The sequence below is a fragment of the Streptomyces sp. NPDC005576 genome, from assembly GCF_042871745.1.
Classification (GTDB): domain Bacteria; phylum Actinomycetota; class Actinomycetes; order Streptomycetales; family Streptomycetaceae; genus Streptomyces.
Genome location: NZ_JBIAJC010000006.1, coordinates 354,914 through 374,673 on the forward strand (window position 1 = coordinate 354,914; position 19,760 = coordinate 374,673).

Below are 19,760 nucleotides of genomic sequence, written 5' to 3' on the forward strand. Positions count from 1 at the left end.
GCCACACGCAATAGGGCACGCGACACCGTGTCGACGACACCCCCGGCTCGGCCCGCGCGTCCGCGCGGCCGACCGGGGGTGTCCTCGTGTCCCGGGCCGCGCGACCGACGCGGCGGGTGCCGTGAGGAGCGAAATCGCGCCAGGTTGCCGACTCGCGTTCCGCGCCCGGGACCGCCCTTCCGTGGCGCCGGCCGGTGTGACCTTCGACGCTCCGGCCACAGGGGGTGGGCAGTCTGGTTACCCGCAAGTAGCATGAGGGTGGGCGGCACGCTTCCGGGCGTGCCCCGCAGCAGTGCCATCCCGCACCTGGAGGAGAGCCATCGTGCCTCGTACCATCCGGGACGTCGTCTTCGTCGACGGCGTCCGCACCCCGTTCGGCAAGGCGGGCCCGAAGGGCATCTACCACGAGACCCGCGCCGACGATCTCGTCGTGAAGGCCATCCGGGAGCTGCTGCGCCGCAACCCGGACCTGGACCCCGCGAGGATCGACGAGGTCGCCATCGCCGCGACCACCCAGATCGGCGACCAGGGCCTCACCCTCGGCCGGACCGCCGGAATCCTGGCCGGTCTGCCGCAGTCCGTCCCCGGCTACTCGATCGACCGCATGTGCGCGGGCGCCCTGACCGCCGTCACCACGACGGCCGGCTCCATCGCCTTCGGCGCGTACGACGTCGTCGTCGCCGGCGGTGTCGAGCACATGGGCCGGCACCCGATGGGCGAGGGCGTGGACCCGAACCCGCGCTTCGTGTCGGAGAAGCTGGTCGACGAGTCCGCCCTCTTCATGGGCATGACCGCCGAGAATCTGCACGACCGCTACCCGCAGATCACCAAGGAACGCGCCGACGCCTACGCCGTGCGCTCGCAGGAGAAGGCCGCCAAGGCGTACGCCAACGGCAAGATCCAGCAGGACCTGGTGCCGATCTCGGTGCGCCGCACCAACGCCGAGGCCGGTGAGACCGGCTGGGGTCTGGTCACCGCGGACGAGCCGATGCGCCCCGGCACCTCGATGGAGTCGCTCGCCGGGCTCAAGACCCCGTTCCGTCCGCACGGCCGGGTGACGGCCGGCAACGCGGCGGGCCTCAACGACGGCGCGACCGCCTCGCTGCTCGCCGCCGAGGACGTCGCCCGCGAGCTGGGCCTGCCGGTCCGGATGCGTCTGGTGTCGTACGCCTACGTGGGCGTCGAGCCGGAGGTCATGGGCTACGGCCCGATCCCGGCGACCGAGAAGGCGCTGGCCAAGGCCGGTCTGACCATCGACGACATCGGCCTCTTCGAGGTCAACGAGGCGTTCGCCGTGCAGGTGCTCGCCCTGCTCGACCACTACGGCATCGCCGACGACGACCCGCGCGTCAATCAGTACGGCGGCGCCATCGCGTACGGCCACCCGCTGGCCTCCTCCGGCGTCCGTCTGATGACGCAGCTGGCCCGCCAGTTCGAGGAGCAGCCCGAGGTCCGCTACGGCATCACCACGATGTGCGTGGGCTTCGGCATGGGCGCCACTGTCATCTGGGAAAACCCGCACTTCGACGCCGAGGGAGGCTCCGAGTGAGCGCCACCACCGAGCTCCTGAAGGGGGCGGCCGAGCTCTTCCCGGGCGAGGTCGTCACCGGCGCACACGTGCGCCACCTCGACCTCCCCGCGGGCGCGGGCAGGTTCGCCCTCATCACGCTGGACAACGGCCTGGACCACACCAAGCCGACCACCTTCGGCCCGCAGTCGCTGGCCAACCTGGACGCCGCGATCGACCAGGTCGAGAAGGAGGCGGCCGAGGGTTCGATCGTCGGTGTCGGCATCACCGGCAAGCCGTTCATCTTCGCCGTGGGCGCCGACCTCAAGGGCGTCGAGCTGCTGAAGCGTCACGAGGACGCGCTGGCGATCGGCAAGGGCGGCCACGACGTCTTCCGTCGCCTCTCCGGCCTCGCCGTACCGACGTTCGCGTACTACAACGGCGCGGCGATGGGCGGCGGGGTCGAGGTCGGCCTGCACTGCTCGTACCGCACCGTCTCCAAGGCGCTGCCCGCCTTCTCGCTCCCCGAGGTCTTCCTCGGTCTGGTACCCGGCTGGGGCGGCTGCGCGCTGCTGCCGAACCTGATCGGCGCCGACCGCGCGGTCTCGGTGATCATCGAGAACTCGCTGAACCAGAACCGCCAGCTCAAGGGCGCGCAGGTCTTCGAACTCGGCATCGCCGACGCGCTCTTCGACGGCGCGGACTTCCTGGAGCGTTCGCTCGTGTGGACGGCCTCCGTCCTCAAGGGCGAGACCGTGGTGGAGCGCGCCGAGATCGACCGCGGTGACGCCTGGGACCAGGCCGTCGCGCGGGGCCGGGCCATCGCGGACTCCAAGGTGCACGGCGCGGCCCCGGCCGCCTACCGCGCGCTGGAGATCATCGCCGCCGCCAAGGACGGTGACCTGGGTGCCGGCTTCGACGCCGAGGACCGGGCGCTGGCCGACCTGATCATGAGCGGTGAGCTGCGCTCCGGGCTGTACGCCTTCAACCTGGTCCAGCGGCGCGCCAAGCGCCCGGCCGGCGCTCCGGACAAGAGCCTGGCCCGCCCGGTCACCAAGGTCGGCGTGGTCGGCGCCGGCCTGATGGCCAGCCAGCTCGCGCTGCTCTTCCTGCGCCGCCTGGAGGTACCGGTCGTCCTGACCGACATCGACCAGGCGCGCGTCGACAAGGGTGTGGGGTACGTCCACGCCGAGATCGACAAGCTGCTCGCCAAGAAGCGCGTCAACCAGGACAAGGCCAACCGCCTCAAGGCCCTGGTGACCGGTGTGCTGGACAAGGCGGAGGGCTTCTCCGACGCCGACTTCATCATCGAGGCCGTCTTCGAGGAGATCGGCGTCAAGCAGCAGGTGTTCGCGGAGGTCGAGGCGGTCGCCCCGGCGCACGCGATCCTCGCCACCAACACCTCCTCGCTCTCGGTCACCGAGATGGCGTCGAAGCTGAAGAACCCCGAGCGGGTCGTGGGCTTCCACTTCTTCAACCCGGTCGCGATCCTCCCGCTGCTGGAGATCGTGCGCGGCGAGCAGACCGACGACGCGGCGCTGGCGACGGCGTTCGGCGTGGCCCGGAAGCTGAAGAAGACCGCGGTCCTGGTGAAGGACGCCCCGGCGTTCGTCGTCAACCGCATCCTCACCCGCTTCATGGGCGAGATCCAGAACGTCATCGACGAGGGCACCCCGGTCGCCGTCGCCGAGCGCGCCGTCGAGCCGCTCGGTCTGCCGATGTCGCCGCTGGTCCTCCTGGAGCTGGTGGGCCCGGCGATCGGTCTGCACGTCTCCGAGACCCTGCACCGCGCCTTCCCGGAGCGCTTCACCGTCTCCGCGAACCTCGCGGCGGTCGTGAAGGCCGGCAAGCGCGGCTTCTACGTCTACGACTCCGGCAAGCCGGAGCTGGACCCCGAGGTCGCCGCCCTCCTGAAGCAGGGCGACACCGTCCTGACCGAGGAGCAGACCCGCGACCGCGTCCTGGACGCGGTGGCGCAGGAGATCGGCCTGATGCTCGACGAGGGCGTCGTCGCCGAGGCCCAGGACATCGACCTCTGCCTGATCACCGGCGCGGGCTGGCCGTTCCACCTGGGCGGCATCACGCCGTACCTGGACCGGTCGGGCGTCTCCGAGCGTGTGAACGGCAAGCCGTTCCTGGCGCCGGGCGTGGCGAGCGTCCCCGCGTAACACCCGGTTCCGTCCCGGGCGGGCCGTACGGAGGACTCCTCCGTGCGGCCCGTTCGCGTTCCCGTTCCTGTTCCCGGGTGCCAGGTGGCGGGTGGCGGGTGACACGGGCGCGGGGCCGAGGTGGCAGAATGCTCCTTTTCCTCTCTTGGGCTCCCTCGTATCGGACGGCGGTCGCGCGCGACATGAAGGACGGACGGCATCGTCCCGGGCGCCGGGCCCTGCTGGTGGCGGGCGGCGGAACCCTGCTGGCAGCGGCCGGTGGCGCGCTGCTCGGCGGCACCTCCCGATCGGACACCGCCGAGAGTCCTCCGGCCGGCGCGGTCGGCGAGTTCGACGTGTCCGCGGCGGCCGAGGACCTGCCGCTCAGCCCGCTGCGCCACGTATCGGGCCCGCAGTCCCTCTCCTACCCGGACGACGGCGGGGCGGTGTACGCCCTCCAGGTCGTGCCGGCCTCGGTACGGCTGGGGGACGAGGACCGGGCGCCCGGCGGCCGGGAGCGGCGGCTCGCCGGTGACCTGTGCGTCTCCCGCCTCTCCAAGTCCGGCGCGCTGACGGGGAGCATGCATCTGCGGGGGTTCGGTCACGGCATCTCGTTCGGCACCGAGCCGGTGCGTGGGGAGGTCTTCCTCTGGGTGGAGTCCGACGCCGATCCGGAGACGGGCTACGGCCGGGCGGTGGCGCGTGTCCGCTTCCGGGACGGCGCCGTGGTGGACAGTTCCTCGGACGAGGTGCGCCACCACCGCCCGTACCCCGACGGACACCACGTCCACCCCACCCTCGATCTCGCCGGCCGTCGCGTCCTGGTGAGCCACTGGACGGGGCGGACGCACCGGTACTCCGTCCATGACATGGACGACTTCGCCGCTGGGCGCCACGAGCCTCTGTGGAGCCTCGAGGACACCGCGCTGCGGGAAGGGGAGACCTTCCAGGGGTGCGCGCTGCGGGGCCGCCTCGTCTATCAGCTGACCGGAAAGCACTACACCGACGAGAAGGGCGGCAATCCGCCGTCCGGGGGCGGCGACACCTACGTCTCCGCGCTCGACGTGCGGACGGGCCGGACCGTCGGGCGCCGGAAGGTGACGGTCGCCCCCGGCCTGGACTTCCGCGAGCCGGAGGGTGTCGCCGTGCGGCCGGGGACCCGGCCGGAGCTCTGCGTCGCGTTCTCCGTGAAGACGCCCGGCCGCCGCGACCTCACGGTCTTCTCGTGTCCCGCGTGGCCGGGAGACCCGTCCCGTCGCGACGACTGACCGTGACGGACCGTACGGTCTGTTTCACCGAGCGCAGCTGTGGGGTAACTGTTCGGCATCTAAGTACTGCGATCGATCCTTTTCCCCTGTTGAACGTTCACGGAGACGCTCGCGAGTGTTTAGAGTTCGATCGGATGCTTCGCACTCTCCTCACATCTCGTCCTCGTGCCGTTCTCATGGCGGCCTCCTTCGCGTGTGACGTGCGACCTCCTGTCCGCATAGGCGAGGTAGCCGCGCGTCACGCGCCCCGCGCCGCGCACAGATCATGAAGGAGGGCCCTGCCGCTGATGGGCAAGGCACAACGTCAAGCCGCACTGGGCTTCCTCATATCCGCGGTCCTGGTTCTCAGTTTCCTCGCCATGCTGGTCTCGGTCGTCATGGCCTCACTCCCGGTCTTCGCCGGCGCGGCGGCGGCCAGTTACGCGGCCGACCTGGCGCTGCACTCCTCGGGCTCCCCGAGCCTCGACCGGCTGCGGGACTCGCGCTTCGGCCTCACCATCCGCTTCCTGATCCGGCAGTTCCTGTTGCTGGCGCTCTGCGGATCGATCGGTGACCTGGACTCGTTCGTCATCCAGATGACCTCGGTCGGGCTACTCCTCCTCTTCTTCCTGCAGCTCGTCTACGGCGCGCTGCTCAAGCGGGTGAAGTCGGAACGCGCCGCGCTCCCCTTCACCACCCGCGGTATCGACATGGACGCGCTGGGCATCCGACGGCTGCCGCACCCGTTCCTGATGGACAAGCACGTCCGCAAGACGCTCCACCTGGACGTGCCGCTCGTCGGTGGGGCGATCGCCACGGTCGCCACCGGCCGCTGGGAGTTCGTGACCTTCGGAGCCATCGCCACGGTGTGGTTCGCCTCGCTGGCCGTCCTGATCCTGCTGCCCGGTGCGCGCAACGCGCTCGTCCTGCCGACCCCGGACGACGCCATCGGCGAACTGAACTGGCAGCTCGCGCAGTACCGGCCCCAGGTCGCCCTGTACTTCACCTTCGCCGCCGTCTCCCGGGACTTCATGTACCAGGTGAACATGTGGCTGGAGGCACTGGAATCGATGGAGCTGCGCCCCATCATCGTGCTCCGGGAACGGGCCACCCTGCGCTTCCTGGACGCCACCTCCGTACCGGTCATCTGCGTGCCCAAGGCCGAGTACCTGGCACGGGTGGAGATGCCCGAACTCCGGGTCACGCTCTACCCCGGCAACGCCGGCAAGAACGTCCACATGCTCCAGCGCCACGAGGTGAAGCACGTCTTCATCGGCCACGGCGACAGCGACAAGCTCGCCAGCAGCAACCGCGTCAGCAAGGTCTTCGACGAGATCTGGGTGGCCGGGCGGGCCGGGCGCGACCGCTACGAGCGCATCAAGCACGCCGTCACGGCCCATCAGATCGTGGAGGTCGGCCGCCCTCAGCTGATGCCCCTGGAGCGCTGGAGCGGCTCGGTCGGCCAGGACGTGCCCACGGTGATCTACGCCCCCACGTGGGAGGGCTGGACCGACGACGCCTGCTACACCTCCGTCATACCGGCGGGCGAACGCCTCATCCGGACGCTCCTCGCCGACGAGCGCAAGCTGCGGATCATCTACAAGCCCCATCCGCTGACGGGCACCCGCTCGCCCGCCGCGGCAGCCGCCCACCGGCGCATCATCTCGCTCCTGCAGGAGGACAACGCCAGGCGCTTCGGCCGCAAGGTCCTCGACTCGAAGACCGCCGCACGGCAACTGGCCCGGATCGACAAGAAGCTCGCGGCTCTCCAGGAACGCGGTGTCCGGTCGAGGTACCCGGACCTCACCGAGGAGGACCGGACCATCCGGATCCGCAAGCTGCGCGACCAGGCCGGCGCGCTGCACTGGGATTCGCTGCCCGTCGACGCCCACCAGGTGGTCACCGGCCGGGTGCCGACGCTGTACGACTGCTTCAACCACTCGGACATGCTGATCGGCGACATGTCGAGCGTGGTCTCCGACTTCGTGGCCACCCGCAAGCCGTACGCGATCTTCAACCTGGACGGCCTGCCGGACGACGAGTTCCGCAACGAACAGCGCACGGCCTACGCCTCGTACCTGATCGACGCGGAGTGCAACGGGCTGGAGACCGCGCTCACCGCGATGTTCTCCCGGGACCAGGACGTCATGGCGCCCTACCGTGAGCAGCTCAAGGAGTACCTGCTCGGTCCGGACAACCCTCCGTCCTCGTACCGCTTCACCCGTGCGGCGACCGATCTCTACATGCGGGGCCTGCGCGACTTCCCCATCGAGTATCCGCCGCCGCCGGAGGCGATCACGCCGCCCGACGCTCCGGAGCCGGACCGGCAGCCGCACCAGCGCGCCTGACGCGATCACCCGCCCGCTCCCCTGCCTGTCCGGGCGGGTGATCGACGTACGGGCGGGCTCCCCGCCCCTCGGGGCTCGGCGGTCGACGCGGTGCCGTCGCCGATCCTCGACACGTCCGGGGGCCGAACGGCGCTCCGGGCGCGGCGCACCGACTCAGCACCAGCCCACAGCAGTCCCGGTGAGGTCACCGGGACGCCGCAGGAAGCCCCGGCCGGACCGGCCACGCCCCAGGAGGACCTCGTGAAGATCGCGTTCCTGATGTACAGCGCGTACGGGCAGGCCGGCACGTCCGTCGCCACCCAGACGCTCGCCAACTCGCTCGCCGCCCGGCAGCACGACGTCGAGCTGGTGAGCCTCTTCCAGTACCACGACGCCCCTCCGCTGCGCTACGCGCCGGGGGTGTCCCTGCGCAGCCTGATGGACACCCGCAACGGCTCGGCCGACCTCGACGAGCCGCTGCACTCGGTCCCGTCCGAGCACTGCGCGGGGTACAAGCCGGAGGACCGCAACCGCTACAGCCGCCTGGTGGACGAACGCACCGCCGCCTACCTCGCCGGCTGCGACGCGGACGTCGTCGTCGCGACCGCCCCGAACATCATCGCGCTGCTCGCGGCTTTCGGGACGGGGGCGTACGTCACCCTGGGACAGGCGCACACCCACTACCACCACCAGTCCCCCGGTTCACGGAAGGTGCTGGACGCCGCCATCCCCAAGCTGGACGCGTTCGTCACGGTGACCTCCCGGGACGCCCGGACGCACCAGGACGCGTACGGGGCGGTGGGCACCGTCTTCCACGCCATCCCCAACGCCGTCAGCGGCACCGCCCTCCGGGCGGACGTGCGCGGATCGCGGATCGTGACCTCCTCCGGCCGGATGGTGGACTGGAAGCGGTTCGACCTGCTGATCGCCGCGTTCGCCCAGCTCGGCCGGCGGCACCCCGACTGGACGCTCCGCATCTTCGGCAGCGGCGCGGAGAAGCCCGCGCTGCGCAAGCAGATCGACGACCTCGGCGCGAACGACCGCGTCCTCCTCATGGGGCACACCCGGCATCTGCGGGAGGAGCTGGCGAAGGCCGCCCTGCACACCTCCACCTCGACCGACGAGACCTTCGGCCTCACCATCGTCGAGGCGATGACCTGCGGGGTGCCCGTGCTCAGCACGGCGGGCCCGCACGGTCCTTCGGAGATCATCACCGACGGTGTGGACGGGAGGCTGTCCCCCGTCGGCGACGTGGACGCGTTCGCCCAGAACCTGGACCTGCTGATGAGCGACGCCGACCTGCGGGCACAGCTCTCCGTGAACGCGCTGGAGACGTCCGCCCGCTACAGCGACGAGGAACAGGCGAAGACCTACGAGGGTTTCCTGGCGGGTCTGCTGACGGCCAGGGACTTCCGGCCGGAGGCGCTCTGCCGGTCGACCCCGGCGGGTGACCTGGAGTTCGCCGTCGACCCGGCGACCGCCCCCGGCGGCCACTTCACCGTGCTCTGCGTCAACGCGGCCGACGGCCGTCAGGCGCTGCTGGCGGCGCAGGCGGAGCGCGCGGTGGACGGGCGTCTCTACGCCGTCGTCCCGGCCCGGCTCCGGCTCGCGCCCGGCATCTGGAACGTGCTGCTGCGCCGGGAGGACGACGGCGTGATACGCCGGGTGAAGGTCCGCGAGCTCCAGCAGTCCACGAACTCGCTGATCTCGTCGCCTACGGACACGGGCCCGGTGCGGTTCCGTACGGTGACGCGCTCGGAGGACGACGGCTGCCTCCAGATCGTCTCGCGCGAGTTCGCCGCCCACGCGGAGGTGCTCTCCGTCGAGACGGCCGGTCCCCACCTCACCGTGCGGGTCTACGCGCTCGGCGTCGCCACGCTGCCGGGCGGACCCCAGCTGGATCTGGTGGGCGCGGGGGCACAGGTGATCGCACAGAGCCGGAAGAACGCGGACGCGCACCTCACGATCCCCTGCGCGTTCTCGGAGGGGTCGGCGAGCTTCACCGTCGATCTCCAGCAGTACGGCGACCGGATGATCGACCTCGACACCATCTGGGACCTGTCGCTGAGCATTCCGGGGAACCTGACGGTCTCGGGCGAGTCCCACCGGCTGCGGCTGGGGCGGTTCGGTGACGAGATCCTCAAGCGCAAGCCGGTCAACGTCTACCCGAAGCGGACCGTCACCACGTCCGCGGGCCGCGCGGTCACCTTCCATCCGTACTACACCGACAGCAACTACCTGTCGATCGGCCTGAAGCTCGCGTCCTGACGTGACGTCCTTCCCGCGACCCCCGCGTGCGGGGCGGGGCGGGCCGGTCTCCCGGTGCGGCCCCTCCCCCGTGGTGGCCGCCTCCTGCGCACCGGCCGCCTCCCCGATGGTGGTCTCAGCCGCCGGCGGTGTGCCGTACGACGGTGGCGGGCTCCATCGCCAGGCCCGGTTCGGGGCGCTGCCTCGCGACGCGCAGGGCCCCCTCGCGGTCGATCAGGGCGAGCACGACGCGCCCGCTCGCGTCATGGGCGAGGGCGGGGGCTCCGGCCGAGCGCTCCCCGGTCGGCGACCACCAGACGCCGGCTCCCTCGTTCTCCGTCCCGCACGCCGTGAGCATGATCCCGCCGTCGGCGTCCCGGTGGGCGAGCACCGTGCAGTCGTAGCCGTCTAGGGCGGCCCGCAGGGCGGCGGGCCGGCCGGTGACGGGCGCGCTGTCGAGCGGAATGGCCCACGTGCCGGGACGGTGGGCGAATATGCCTCCGGTGCCCGCGTCCGCCCAGTAGTAGGTGAGGACGTCGGGCGTCGTCTCCAGGGCCACGGCGGTGCCGGGCACATGACCGAACGGGACGTCGTGGTCCTCGGTGAGGTCGCCGCCCGGCTGCTGGCTCCAGCGCTTGGCCGGGCCGGCTCCTCCGCCGTGGGCGCCGGAAGCTCCGGGAGCTACGGGGGCGAGGACCTCGATCCGGCCGGAAGCGGTCGCCGCGATCACGGCTCCGTCACCGAGGCCGCCGCCCATCGCCTTCCACCCGGTCCACTTGCCGCCGTTCTGTTCGCGGCGCAGCTGGAGTCTGCCGTCGGCGTCGCGGACGAGGACGTGGAGCAGCCCGTCCGCTCCGGTCACGGCGGTGGGAACGCCGACGCGTACGCCCTGTTCGCGGTCGCGGTGCGGGTTGCCCAGGGAGTGCCACGTCGTGACCGGCCGGCCGGACTGGAACTGCGTGGCGTGGACCAGGTCGACGGTTTCGCCCTCCGCACGGCGGGTCGAGCGGTGCGCGACGAAGTGCACGAAGCCGCCCGGACCCTGATGCACCGTCAGACGGCTGACGCCCTCGGCCGGGAAGGCCTCCGGGCCGGTCCAGTCCGGCCCTCCGGGGCTGCTCTCGGTCCAGCGGAGCAGTTCTCCGTCGCCGAGCGCGTAGGCGGAGAGCCTGCCGTCCTTGCCTCGTACGAGCCAGTGCCCGTCGGCCGTTTCGCGTGCCGTGCGGGTGGCTTCGGCGGGTTCGGGGCGGGCTTGGCGGGTGGTGCCCTTCCGCTGGGCGTCGCGCCCGGATCTGACCGACATGGCGTGGAGTCGTCCTTCCCCGTACTTCCCCGGCCGCGTCCGCAGGCCTCCTGGCGGCTCTCCAAAAGGGAGAGGGCCGAACCCGATCATCATAGTTACCCGGCCGTTTGACCGAGAGGCGCCCTCCGTCCACGGACACCACCTGGCCGACGCACCCTTTCCGGAGGGTTGCGTAACGATTCACCGGCGGATTAGAAGATCACGCGAAGACTTCCATTGAATTCGAAAATATGTCTATAGTGCACGCTCTCTCTTCAGTGCGCGTCCCCTCCTCACGGCGCACTCACGCGGACCGGCCCCACCCGAGTCCTCGCTCCTACCCCGGTCCTCGGCGGCCACGAGATCAAGGAAGTCGAGCAGGATGAGCCACGACTCCGTTCCCCAGGACCAGGAGCCCGCCGCGCGGGCCGGGTCCCGCAAGAAGAAGAAGGCTCCCCGCAAGCGCCGGGGCCTCAAGATCACGCTCGTCATCGTCCTCGTCCTGCTGATCGCGGCCGGCGGCACCGCCTACTGGATGTACCGCGACCTCGACAACAACATCAAGGCCGTCGACATCGACTCCAAGCTCGACGAGAAGGAGCGGCCGGAGAAGCTGCCGACGTCCGGGCAGAACATCCTCGTTCTCGGCTCGGACTCACGGGCCGGGTCGGAGAACAAGGAGCTCGGCGGCGGTGGCGGCGTCAGCGGTGCGCGCTCCGACACGGCGATGGTGGTGCACGTACCCGAGGGCCGCTCCAAGGCGTTCGCGATATCGATTCCCCGCGACACCCTGGTGACCCGGCCCGAGTGCAGGAACAGTGACGGCTCCACGATGGCCTCCGCCGAGCGGGTCATGTTCAACTCGGTCTACTCGCAGGTCGGGCCGGCCTGTGTCGTCAAGACCGTCGAGAAGATGTCCGGCGTGCGGATCGACCACTACCTGGAGATCAACTTCGCCGGCTTCAAGGGTCTCGTCGACGCCATAGGAGGCGTCACCGTCGACGTCGAGGAGCCCATCAAGGACAGCGCCAGCGGCCTGGACCTCTCCGCCGGTACGCACAGGCTCGACGGCACCCAGTCGCTCGCCTTCGTCCGGACCCGGCACGGCATCGGGGACGGGAGCGACCTCGGCCGGATCGGCCTCCAGCAGCAGTTCCTCTTCGCGCTGCTGAAGGAGGTCAAGAAGCAGGACCTGCTGGGCAGCCCCACCAAGTCGTACAAGATCGCCAACGCCGCCACCGACTCGCTGACCACCGACTCCAGCCTCGCCTCGCTGACCTCCCTCGCGGAGTTCGCCCGTTCGATGAACGGCGTCGACCCGTCGTCCATGGAGACGATCATGCTGCCGGTGGCGTACGACAAGGTGGACCCGAACCGGGTGGTGGCCGCCCACCCGCAGTCCGACGACCTGTGGAAGGCGATCCGGACGGATTCCACCATCCCGGAGTCGGCCAAGAAGTCCCCGGCGACCGGAGGCTGACGCCGGTAGGGACCACGGCTGGGCACAGGAGAGGGGCGTAGGGCCATCGCGGCCGTACGCCCCTCTCCGTACACGGGTCACTCCCCCTGCGGGGCTCTCGTGGTCAGCCGGCTGTGCTTGCGCCCGTACACGAAGTAGATGACGGCGCCCAGCGCCATCCAGATCGCGAACCGGAGCCAGGTCTCCACCGGCAGATTGAGCATCAGCCAGACCGAGGCGGCCACCGACGCGATGGGGAGCAGGGGGACCAGCGGGGTCCGGAAGGCGCGGGGCAGGTCGGGGCGGGTGCGGCGCAGCACGATGACGCCGAGGGCGACCACCACGAACGCGAAGAGCGTCCCGATGTTCACCAGGGTCGCCAGCTCGTTGATGCTGGTGAAGCCGGCGACGATCGCGATGATGACGCCGAGCAGGATCGTGGGACGGTACGGGGTGCCGTACTTCGGGTGGGTCACCGAGAAGAAGCGGGGCAGCAGCCCGTCGCGGCTCATCGCGAAGAAGACCCGGGACTGGCCGAGGAGCAGGATCATGCAGACGACGGTGAGCCCGACCGCGGCGCCGAAGCTGATGACGCCCGCGTAGAAGGGGTGGCCGACCGCCTTGAAGGCGTCTGCCAGCGGGGCGCTGACGGAGAGTTCGGTGTAGTGCTGCATGCCGGTGACCACGACGGACACGGCGACGTAGAGCACCGTGCAGATGAGGAGCGACCCGAGGATGCCCCGGGGCATGTCCCGCTGGGGGTGCCGGGTCTCCTCGGCGGCGGTGGCGACGACGTCGAAGCCGATGAAGGCGAAGAAGACGACGGAGGCGGCGGTGAAGATGCCCATCACGCCGAAGTTGGTGGGCGCGTAACCGAACAGCGCCTGGATCAGCGGGGATTGGAGTCCGGTGCCGGACGGCTGCGGCTGCGCCTCCGGGATGAAGGGCGAGTAGTTCGCGGAGTCGATGAAGAAGAGCCCGGCGATGATGACGATCAGGACGACGGCCACCTTGATCGCGACGACCACGGTGGTGACGCGGGCGGAGAGTTTCATGCCGAGCACCAGGACGGCGGTGAGCGCCAGCACGAGGACGAAGGCCAGGAGGTCGAATCCGAAGCCGGACGCCACGTCGGTCCCGGCGAGGGCGTCGGGGAGGGACCAGCCCGCGTTGTCGAGCAGCGAGCGCACGTACCCGGACCAGCCGACGGCCACCACCGCCGTGCCGAGCGCGAACTCCAGCACCAGGTCCCAGCCGATGATCCACGCCACCAGCTCGCCGAGCGAGGCGTAGGAGAAGGTGTACGCGGAACCGGCCACCGGGACCGTGGAGGCGAACTCGGCGTAGCAGAGCGCTGCCAGCGCGCAGACCACCCCGGCCACCGCGAAGGCGATGGCGGTCGCGGGACCCGCGGTCTCCTTGGCCACCTTGCCGGTGAGGACGAAGATGCCGGTGCCGATGACGACGCCGACGCCGAAGACCGTGAGGTCGAGAGCGGAGAGCGACTTCTTGAGCGCGTGCTCGGGCTCCTCGGTGTCCCGCAGGGACTGCTCGATCGTCTTGGTCCGGAACAGTCCGTCCCGGCCGGGGGGTGTCCCCTGTTCCACGCTCACCGGCGTACCTCCACGCACTCGTCGTGGGCGCCATCATGGGGAGGCCCCGGGCTCTCGGGGCGCCTTGCGGGGCATGTCGCGCGAACGGGCCGGTGCCACCACCCGTACAGGGAGGCGGCACCGGCCCATTCGGCGGTACGCGGGGGTCGCCGGTCGCGTCCGGCGCCGGGGGTCAGTCGCGGACGGGCTCCGCGTCGCGGGTCTCGTAGCGGCCGTCGAGCTTGGCGACGAGCCCGGTGACCTGGCGGGCGATGTCCGGGGCGGTGAGACCGATCTCGGCCATGACCTCGTTGCGGGAGGCGTGGTCGAGGAAGACCGGCGGGATACCGAAGTCGCGCAGCGGCAGGTCGACACCGGCGTCGCGGAGCGCCTGGGCGACCGCGGAGCCGACGCCTCCGACGCGGCTGTTGTCCTCGACGGTGACGACGACCCGGTGCCGGTCCGCGAGCGGGGCCATGGCCTCGTCGACGGGCTTGACCCAGCGGGGGTCGACCACGGTGGTGGAGATGCCCTGGGCGTCGAGCAGGTCGGCGATCTCCAGGCACATGGGTGCGAGCGTGCCGACGGAGACCAGCAGCACGTCGGGCCGGTCGGTGTCGGGGACGCGGAGCAGGTCCATGCCGCCGACGGTACCGACCGCCTTGACGGCCGGCCCGACCGCGCCCTTGGAGAAGCGGACGACGGTGGGCGCGTCGTCGACGTCGACGGCCTCGCGCAACTGGGCGCGGACCTGGTCGGCGTCGCGCGGGGCGGCGATCCGCAGCCCCGGCACGCACTGGAGGATCGACATGTCCCACATGCCGTTGTGCGAGGCGCCGTCGGTGCCCGTGATGCCGGCCCGGTCCAGGACGAAGGTGACGCCGCACTTGTGCAGGGCGACGTCCATCAGGACCTGGTCGAAGGCGCGGTTGAGGAAGGTGGCGTACACCGCGAAGACGGGGTGCAGGCCGCCGGTGGCCAGGCCCGCGGCGGAGACCGCGCCGTGCTGCTCGGCGATGCCGACGTCGTAGATGCGCTCGGGGAAGGCTTCCTCGAACTTGCCGAGCCCGACCGGCTGGAGCATGGCGGCGGTGATCGCGACGATGTCCTCGCGCTCCTGGCCGAGCTTGACCATCTCCTCGCCGAAGACGGAGGTCCAGTCGAGACCGGAGGTGGAGATGGGCAGGCCGGTGTCGGGGTGGATCTTGCCCACGGCGTGGAAGCGGTCGGCCTCGTCCTGGAGGGCGGGGGTGTAGCCGCGGCCCTTCTCGGTGATGCAGTGGACGATGACCGGGCCGCCGAAGCGCTTGGCGCGCAGCAGGGCGGACTCCAGGGCCTCGATGTCGTGGCCGTCGATGGGGCCCACGTACTTCAGGCCGAGGTCCTCGAACATGCCCTGCGGGGCGATGAAGTCCTTGAGGCCCTTCTTCGCGCCGTGCAGCGTCTCGTAGAGCGGCCGGCCGACGACGGGGGTGCGCTCCAGGAGGTCCTTGCCGCGGGCGAGGAAGCGCTCGTAGCCGTCCGTGGTGCGCAGAGTGGCGAGGTGGTTCGCGAGGCCGCCGATGGTGGGCGCGTAGGAGCGCTCGTTGTCGTTGACGACGATGACGAGCGGGCGGTCCTTGGCCGCGGCGATGTTGTTCAGCGCCTCCCAGGCCATGCCGCCGGTGAGGGCGCCGTCTCCAATGACGGCGACGACGTGGTCGTCCTTGCGCAGGACCTCGTTGGCCTTGGCGAGACCGTCGGCCCAGCCGAGGACGGTGGAGGCGTGCGAGTTCTCGATGACGTCGTGCGCGGACTCGGCGCGCGAGGGGTAGCCGGAGAGGCCGCCCTTGCTCTTGAGCCGGGAGAAGTCCTGGCGGCCCGTGAGGAGCTTGTGCACGTAGCTCTGGTGGCCGGTGTCGAAGAGGACCTTGTCGCGCGGCGACTCGAAGACCCGGTGCAGCGCGATGGTCAACTCGACCACGCCCAGGTTGGGGCCCAGGTGCCCGCCGGTCTTGGACACGGCGTCGACCAGGAACGTACGGATCTCCCCGGCGAGCTGTTCCAGCTGGTCGAGGCCGAGCCGGTCCAGGTCGCGCGGTCCCTCGATGCGGGTCAGCAGGTCCACCCGTGCCTCCTTGCGTGTGAGCTGGTCGAGCGTGTCGATTTGCACGAGTCTAGTGTTCCGGTCCGGGGCCGGGGCATCGGGCGGTGCGTTCCTTCTCACGCCCGGGGTCCCGGCGGGGCAGGGTTACCCGCCAGAACCTCGCGTTGCGTGCTCCTACCCCGAAAGCCCGCGTCGTCCTCTTCGAACACGGCGGGAACAGCAGCGGACACACGGACGCGCGGGTGCCCGGCACCCCCTGGGGGACGCCGGGCACCCGCGCGGAGCCGTGGTTCAGGCGCGGCCCGCCGTCTTCTGGGTCTTCCGGGTGACGGAGTCGATGCAGACCGTCGCCAGGAGGACGGCACCCGTGATCATGTACTGGACCGGGGTGGCGATGCCTTCGAGGTTCAGACCGTACTGGATGGAGACGATCACCATCACGCCGAGGAGGGCGTTCCAGGTGCGGCCCCGGCCACCGAAGAGGCTGGTGCCACCGATGACGGCCGCCGCGATGACGTTCATCAGCAGGTCGCCGGTACCGGCGCTCTGGTTGGCGGACGCGATCTTCGAGGCCCAGAACAGGCCGCCGATGGCCGCGAACGTACCGGCGATGGCGAACACCGAGATGCGGATCGCGGTGACGTTGATACCGGCGCGGCGGGAAGCCTCGACGCTGCCACCGAGGGCGAAGATCTTCCGGCCGTAGCTCGTGCGGCGCAGGACGAAGTCCGTGACGACCAGGGCGACGATGAAGATGACGAACGCCAGGGGCAGACCGCGGTCCTGGTTGAACATGAACGCGGCGGCGAAGGCGAAGACCGCCAGGATGACCGTGCGCACGATGATGTCGGCGAGCGGACGGGACGGGACACCGGCCGCCTCACGGCGACGGCTGTCGAGGAACGCCGAGAAGAAGAACGCCGCCACACCCACGATCGCGAGGCCGTAGGCCGCCGCTACATCGGTGAAGTAGTACGTCGTCATCTGACCGACGACGCCCTTGCTGTCCAGGTTGATGGTGCCCGAGTCACCGAGCAGGTTCAGCATGAAGCCGAGCCAGAACAGCAGGCCGGCCAGAGTGACCGCGAACGCCGGAGCGCCGATCTTGGCGAAGAAGAAGCCGTGGATCGCGCCGATCACCGCACCGCTGACGATGGCGATGAGGATGGCGAGCCATTCGTTCATGCCGTGGGTGATGGTGAGCACCGCGATGATGGCGCCCGAGACACCACTGACCGAACCGACCGAGAGGTCGATCTCCCCGAGCAGCAGCACGAAGATGATGCCGACGGCCATCATGCCGGTGGCGACCATCGCGACGGAGATGTCGGTGATGTTCTTCGCGGAGAGGAACTCGGAGTTCATGCTCTGGAAGACGACGCAGATGATGACCAGGCCCACGACGACCGGGAGCGAGCCCAGGTCACCGGCGCTGATCTTGCGCTTGAACTCGCTGAAGTAGCCGCTCAGGCCCTGCTCGCGGACGAGCAGCCGGGGGTCGACCACGGTGGCGGCGCCGTCGGCGGCCTCCGGGTTGACGACCCGGGTTCCCGCCGCGGCGGTGGAGGTCTTGTCCGTGGTCACTTCGAAACCTCCGAGGTGCGCGCCGCACGACGGGTCACGGCGTTGTCCGTGGCACCTGTGATGGCAGAGATGATCTCTTCGTGCGAAGTGGTCTTCACATCGAAGACGCCGTTGTTGTGGCCCAGACGCAGCACGGCGACCTTGTCGGCCACCGCCTTCACGTCGGCCATGTTGTGGCTGATGAGGATGACCGCGAGACCGCGCTCACGCAGCCGCTCGACCAGGTCGAGGACCTGGGCGGTCTGCTCGACGCCGAGGGCGGCCGTCGGCTCGTCGAGGATGACCAGCTTCGGGTCACCGAGCATCGAACGCGCGATGGCCACCGTCTGGCGCTGACCGCCGGAGAGCGAGGCGATCGGGATGCGGACGCTGGGGATGCGGATGGAGAGCGTGGAGAGCAGCTCGCGGGAGCGGCGCTCCATCTCGACCTCGTCGAGGATGCCGAAGCGGCGCAGCTCCCGGCCGAGGTAGAGGTTGCCCACGACATCGAGGTTGTCGCAGAGGGCGAGGTCCTGGTAGACCGTCGCGATGCCCAGACCCTGTGAGTCCTGGGGGCGGTTGATGTGGACGGGCTTGCCCTCCCACTCGATGACGCCGTCATCGATGGGGTGGACACCGGCAATGGTCTTGACCAGCGTTGATTTGCCGGCGCCGTTGTCGCCCACCAGGGCGACCACTTCACCGGCGTGGACCTCGAGCTCGACTTCGGTGAGTACCTGTACGGCACCGAATCGCTTCGAGATCCCTCGCAACGCCAACACGGGCGTAGCGGACACGTGAACCATCTCCTTCGCCGCCTGACCGGCGGGGATGCCGCGCCTGGGGGGAGGCGCGGTGGTTGAGCAGGGGGGAGAGCGAGGAAGCGTTTCCGTCCGGCGCCCCGCCCGTGAGCGGGGCTGATGAAGGGCGGGGCACCGGACAGGCTTCGGGTGGGCGGGCCGCTGTGCGGCGGGCCCACGGGGTCCGGCAGGTCCGCCGGAGGCGGGGGCCGGACCCGGCCGGAGCCCCGCCGGCCGCGTGACGCGGGGGGCGGGGTCCGGCGGGTGGGACTACTTGAGGCCGATGGCGGCGCAGGCGGACGCGTACTGGCCGGCGCAGATCTCGGCGACGGTGTAGACGCCGTCCTCGATGACCGTGTCCTTGATGTTGTCCTTGGTCAGCGAGACGACCGGGACGAGGTAGGTCGGAACACCCTTGGTGGTGGGGCTGTCGACCGTGGAGGTGGCGACCGAGGAGGCGATCTTCTCACCCTTGGCCAGCGAGACGGCCATGGTGGCGGCGGCCTCACCCTCCGGGGAGTACGGCTTGTAGACGCTCATGAACTGCTCACCGGCGACGATGCGCTGGACACCCGCGAGCTCGGCGTCCTGACCGGTGACCGGCGGGAGGGTCTTCAGGCCGGAGGCCTTGAGGGCGGTGATGATACCGCCGGCCATGCCGTCGTTGGCGGAGTAGACGCCGACGATCTTGTCCTTGCCGAGAGCCGTGATCGCCGCCTCCATGTTGGCGTTGGCGTTCTCCGGCTTCCACTCCTTGGTGTCGTACTCCTTGCCGACCTTCACCTTGCCGTCCAGGACGGACTTGGCGCCCTTCTTGAAGAGCGCGGCGTTCGGGTCGGTGATCGCGCCGTTCATCATCACGATCTGGCCCTGGGATGCCTTGTCGCCCAGCGCCTCCAGCAGGGCCTTGCCCTGGACCCGGCCGACCTCTTCGTTGTCGAAGGAGGTGTAGGCGTCGATGGGGCCCTCGGCGAGGCGGTCGAAGGCGACGACGGGGATGCCCGCGTCCTTGGCCTTCTGCACGCTGTTGGCGATCGACTTGGAGTCCACCGCGTCGATGATCAGGGCGTCGACCTTGTTGGTGATCATGGTCTCGACCTGCTGCGCCTGCAGCGTGGCGTCCTGCTTGGCGTTGTTGTAGACCACTTCGGCCTTGCCGCCGGTGAGCTCGCCGATCTTCTTCTCGATGATCGGCTTGTCGAACTTCTCGTACCGAGCGGTGGCGTTCTCCGGAAGGAGCAGACCTATCTTGAGGTCGTCGCCCTTCTTGCCGGACGACGAGTCGTCCGACTTGCCGGCGGACTCCTTGGCGCTCCCGCAAGCGGCAAGCGAGACCGCCATGGCGGTGGCGGCAACGGCGACAGCGGCACGACGCATACGCGTGTTCATAACTCGAACCTCCCTGACGAGGCCGCGACGTTGCGGCCGAGGTGGACGGAAGTCAACTCGGCCGCAGCTGCGGCGTCAAGGAGTAAATACTTAACGAGATGACAACGGTGCCAT

Annotated in this window: 12 protein-coding genes; 6 read left to right on the top strand and 6 right to left on the bottom strand. The window is 70.1% G+C overall.

Annotation, left to right across the window (positions count from 1 at the left end; translation table 11 throughout):
* Window positions 1–322: 322 nt before the first annotated feature.
* The 5 genes from ACFYPN_RS13525 (at window position 323) to ACFYPN_RS13545 (ending at window position 9,496) form a co-directional block, all read left to right on the top strand.
* The gene (locus ACFYPN_RS13525) at window positions 323–1,549 is read left to right on the top strand and encodes an acetyl-CoA C-acyltransferase (protein WP_358762667.1); all 1,227 of its coding nucleotides are present in this window, start codon (window positions 323–325) and stop codon (window positions 1,547–1,549) included.
* Window positions 1,546–3,675 carry a 3-hydroxyacyl-CoA dehydrogenase NAD-binding domain-containing protein gene (locus ACFYPN_RS13530; RefSeq protein ID WP_358762665.1) on the top strand — a complete coding sequence of 710 codons (2,130 nt, stop codon included), beginning with the start codon at window positions 1,546–1,548 and terminating at the stop codon, window positions 3,673–3,675. The genes ACFYPN_RS13525 and ACFYPN_RS13530 overlap by 4 nt, the downstream gene beginning before the upstream one ends.
* Window positions 3,676–3,857: 182 nt before the next feature.
* Complete coding sequence (locus ACFYPN_RS13535; RefSeq protein WP_358762663.1) at window positions 3,858–4,922, top strand: signaling protein; 1,065 nt, start codon at window positions 3,858–3,860, stop codon at window positions 4,920–4,922.
* A 287-nt stretch (window positions 4,923–5,209) separates the two neighbouring features.
* A complete protein-coding gene (locus ACFYPN_RS13540; RefSeq protein ID WP_358762661.1) occupies window positions 5,210–7,249 on the top strand; it encodes a hypothetical protein in 2,040 nt (679 codons plus the stop codon).
* Window positions 7,250–7,489: 240 nt separating this feature from the next.
* On the top strand, window positions 7,490–9,496 hold the full coding sequence (locus tag ACFYPN_RS13545; RefSeq protein ID WP_389298200.1) for a glycosyltransferase: 2,007 nt from the start codon (window positions 7,490–7,492) through the stop codon (window positions 9,494–9,496).
* A 115-nt stretch (window positions 9,497–9,611) separates the two neighbouring features.
* Here ACFYPN_RS13545 and ACFYPN_RS13550 read toward each other — a convergent pair whose 3' ends face one another.
* Window positions 9,612–10,778: a hypothetical protein gene (locus ACFYPN_RS13550; RefSeq protein WP_389298202.1), complete on the bottom strand. Its 1,167-nt coding sequence runs from the start codon at window positions 10,776–10,778 to the stop codon at window positions 9,612–9,614.
* Between the two features lie 361 nt (window positions 10,779–11,139).
* On the opposite strand from ACFYPN_RS13550, the gene ACFYPN_RS13555 reads away from it, so the two are divergent.
* A complete protein-coding gene (locus ACFYPN_RS13555; protein WP_358762655.1) occupies window positions 11,140–12,237 on the top strand; it encodes an LCP family protein in 1,098 nt (365 codons plus the stop codon).
* A gap of 77 nt (window positions 12,238–12,314) precedes the next feature.
* Here ACFYPN_RS13555 and ACFYPN_RS13560 read toward each other — a convergent pair whose 3' ends face one another.
* From ACFYPN_RS13560 to ACFYPN_RS13580, 5 genes are all read right to left on the bottom strand, one after another.
* Entirely contained in the window at window positions 12,315–13,829 is a 1,515-nt protein-coding gene (locus ACFYPN_RS13560) for an amino acid permease (protein WP_389298204.1), read from the bottom strand.
* Window positions 13,830–14,001: 172 nt separating this feature from the next.
* Window positions 14,002–15,915, bottom strand: a complete 1,914-nt coding sequence (gene dxs, locus ACFYPN_RS13565) for a 1-deoxy-D-xylulose-5-phosphate synthase (RefSeq protein WP_358762727.1) — start codon at window positions 15,913–15,915, stop codon at window positions 14,002–14,004.
* 270 nt (window positions 15,916–16,185) lie between these two features.
* Complete coding sequence (locus ACFYPN_RS13570; RefSeq protein ID WP_358762651.1) at window positions 16,186–17,478, bottom strand: sugar ABC transporter permease; 1,293 nt, start codon at window positions 17,476–17,478, stop codon at window positions 16,186–16,188.
* Window positions 17,475–18,263: an ATP-binding cassette domain-containing protein gene (locus tag ACFYPN_RS13575; protein ID WP_358762649.1), complete on the bottom strand. Its 789-nt coding sequence runs from the start codon at window positions 18,261–18,263 to the stop codon at window positions 17,475–17,477. Before ACFYPN_RS13575 ends, ACFYPN_RS13570 begins: the two co-directional genes overlap by 4 nt.
* Window positions 18,264–18,527: 264 nt before the next feature.
* Window positions 18,528–19,646: a sugar ABC transporter substrate-binding protein gene (locus ACFYPN_RS13580; protein ID WP_358762648.1), complete on the bottom strand. Its 1,119-nt coding sequence runs from the start codon at window positions 19,644–19,646 to the stop codon at window positions 18,528–18,530.
* Between the last annotated feature and the right edge of the window lie 114 nt (window positions 19,647–19,760).

What these genes read in the sequence shown, in the direction of transcription:
- ACFYPN_RS13580 (WP_358762648.1), bottom strand. Translation starts at nt 19,646, where the DNA reads ATGAACACGCGTATGCGTCGTGCCGCTGTCGCCGTTGCCGCCACCGCC.
- ACFYPN_RS13575 (WP_358762649.1), bottom strand. Translation starts at nt 18,263, where the DNA reads ATGGTTCACGTGTCCGCTACGCCCGTGTTGGCGTTGCGAGGGATCTCG.
- ACFYPN_RS13535 (WP_358762663.1), top strand. Translation starts at nt 3,858, where the DNA reads ATGAAGGACGGACGGCATCGTCCCGGGCGCCGGGCCCTGCTGGTGGCG.
- ACFYPN_RS13550 (WP_389298202.1), bottom strand. Translation starts at nt 10,778, where the DNA reads ATGTCGGTCAGATCCGGGCGCGACGCCCAGCGGAAGGGCACCACCCGC.
- ACFYPN_RS13540 (WP_358762661.1), top strand. Translation starts at nt 5,210, where the DNA reads ATGGGCAAGGCACAACGTCAAGCCGCACTGGGCTTCCTCATATCCGCG.
- ACFYPN_RS13555 (WP_358762655.1), top strand. Translation starts at nt 11,140, where the DNA reads ATGAGCCACGACTCCGTTCCCCAGGACCAGGAGCCCGCCGCGCGGGCC.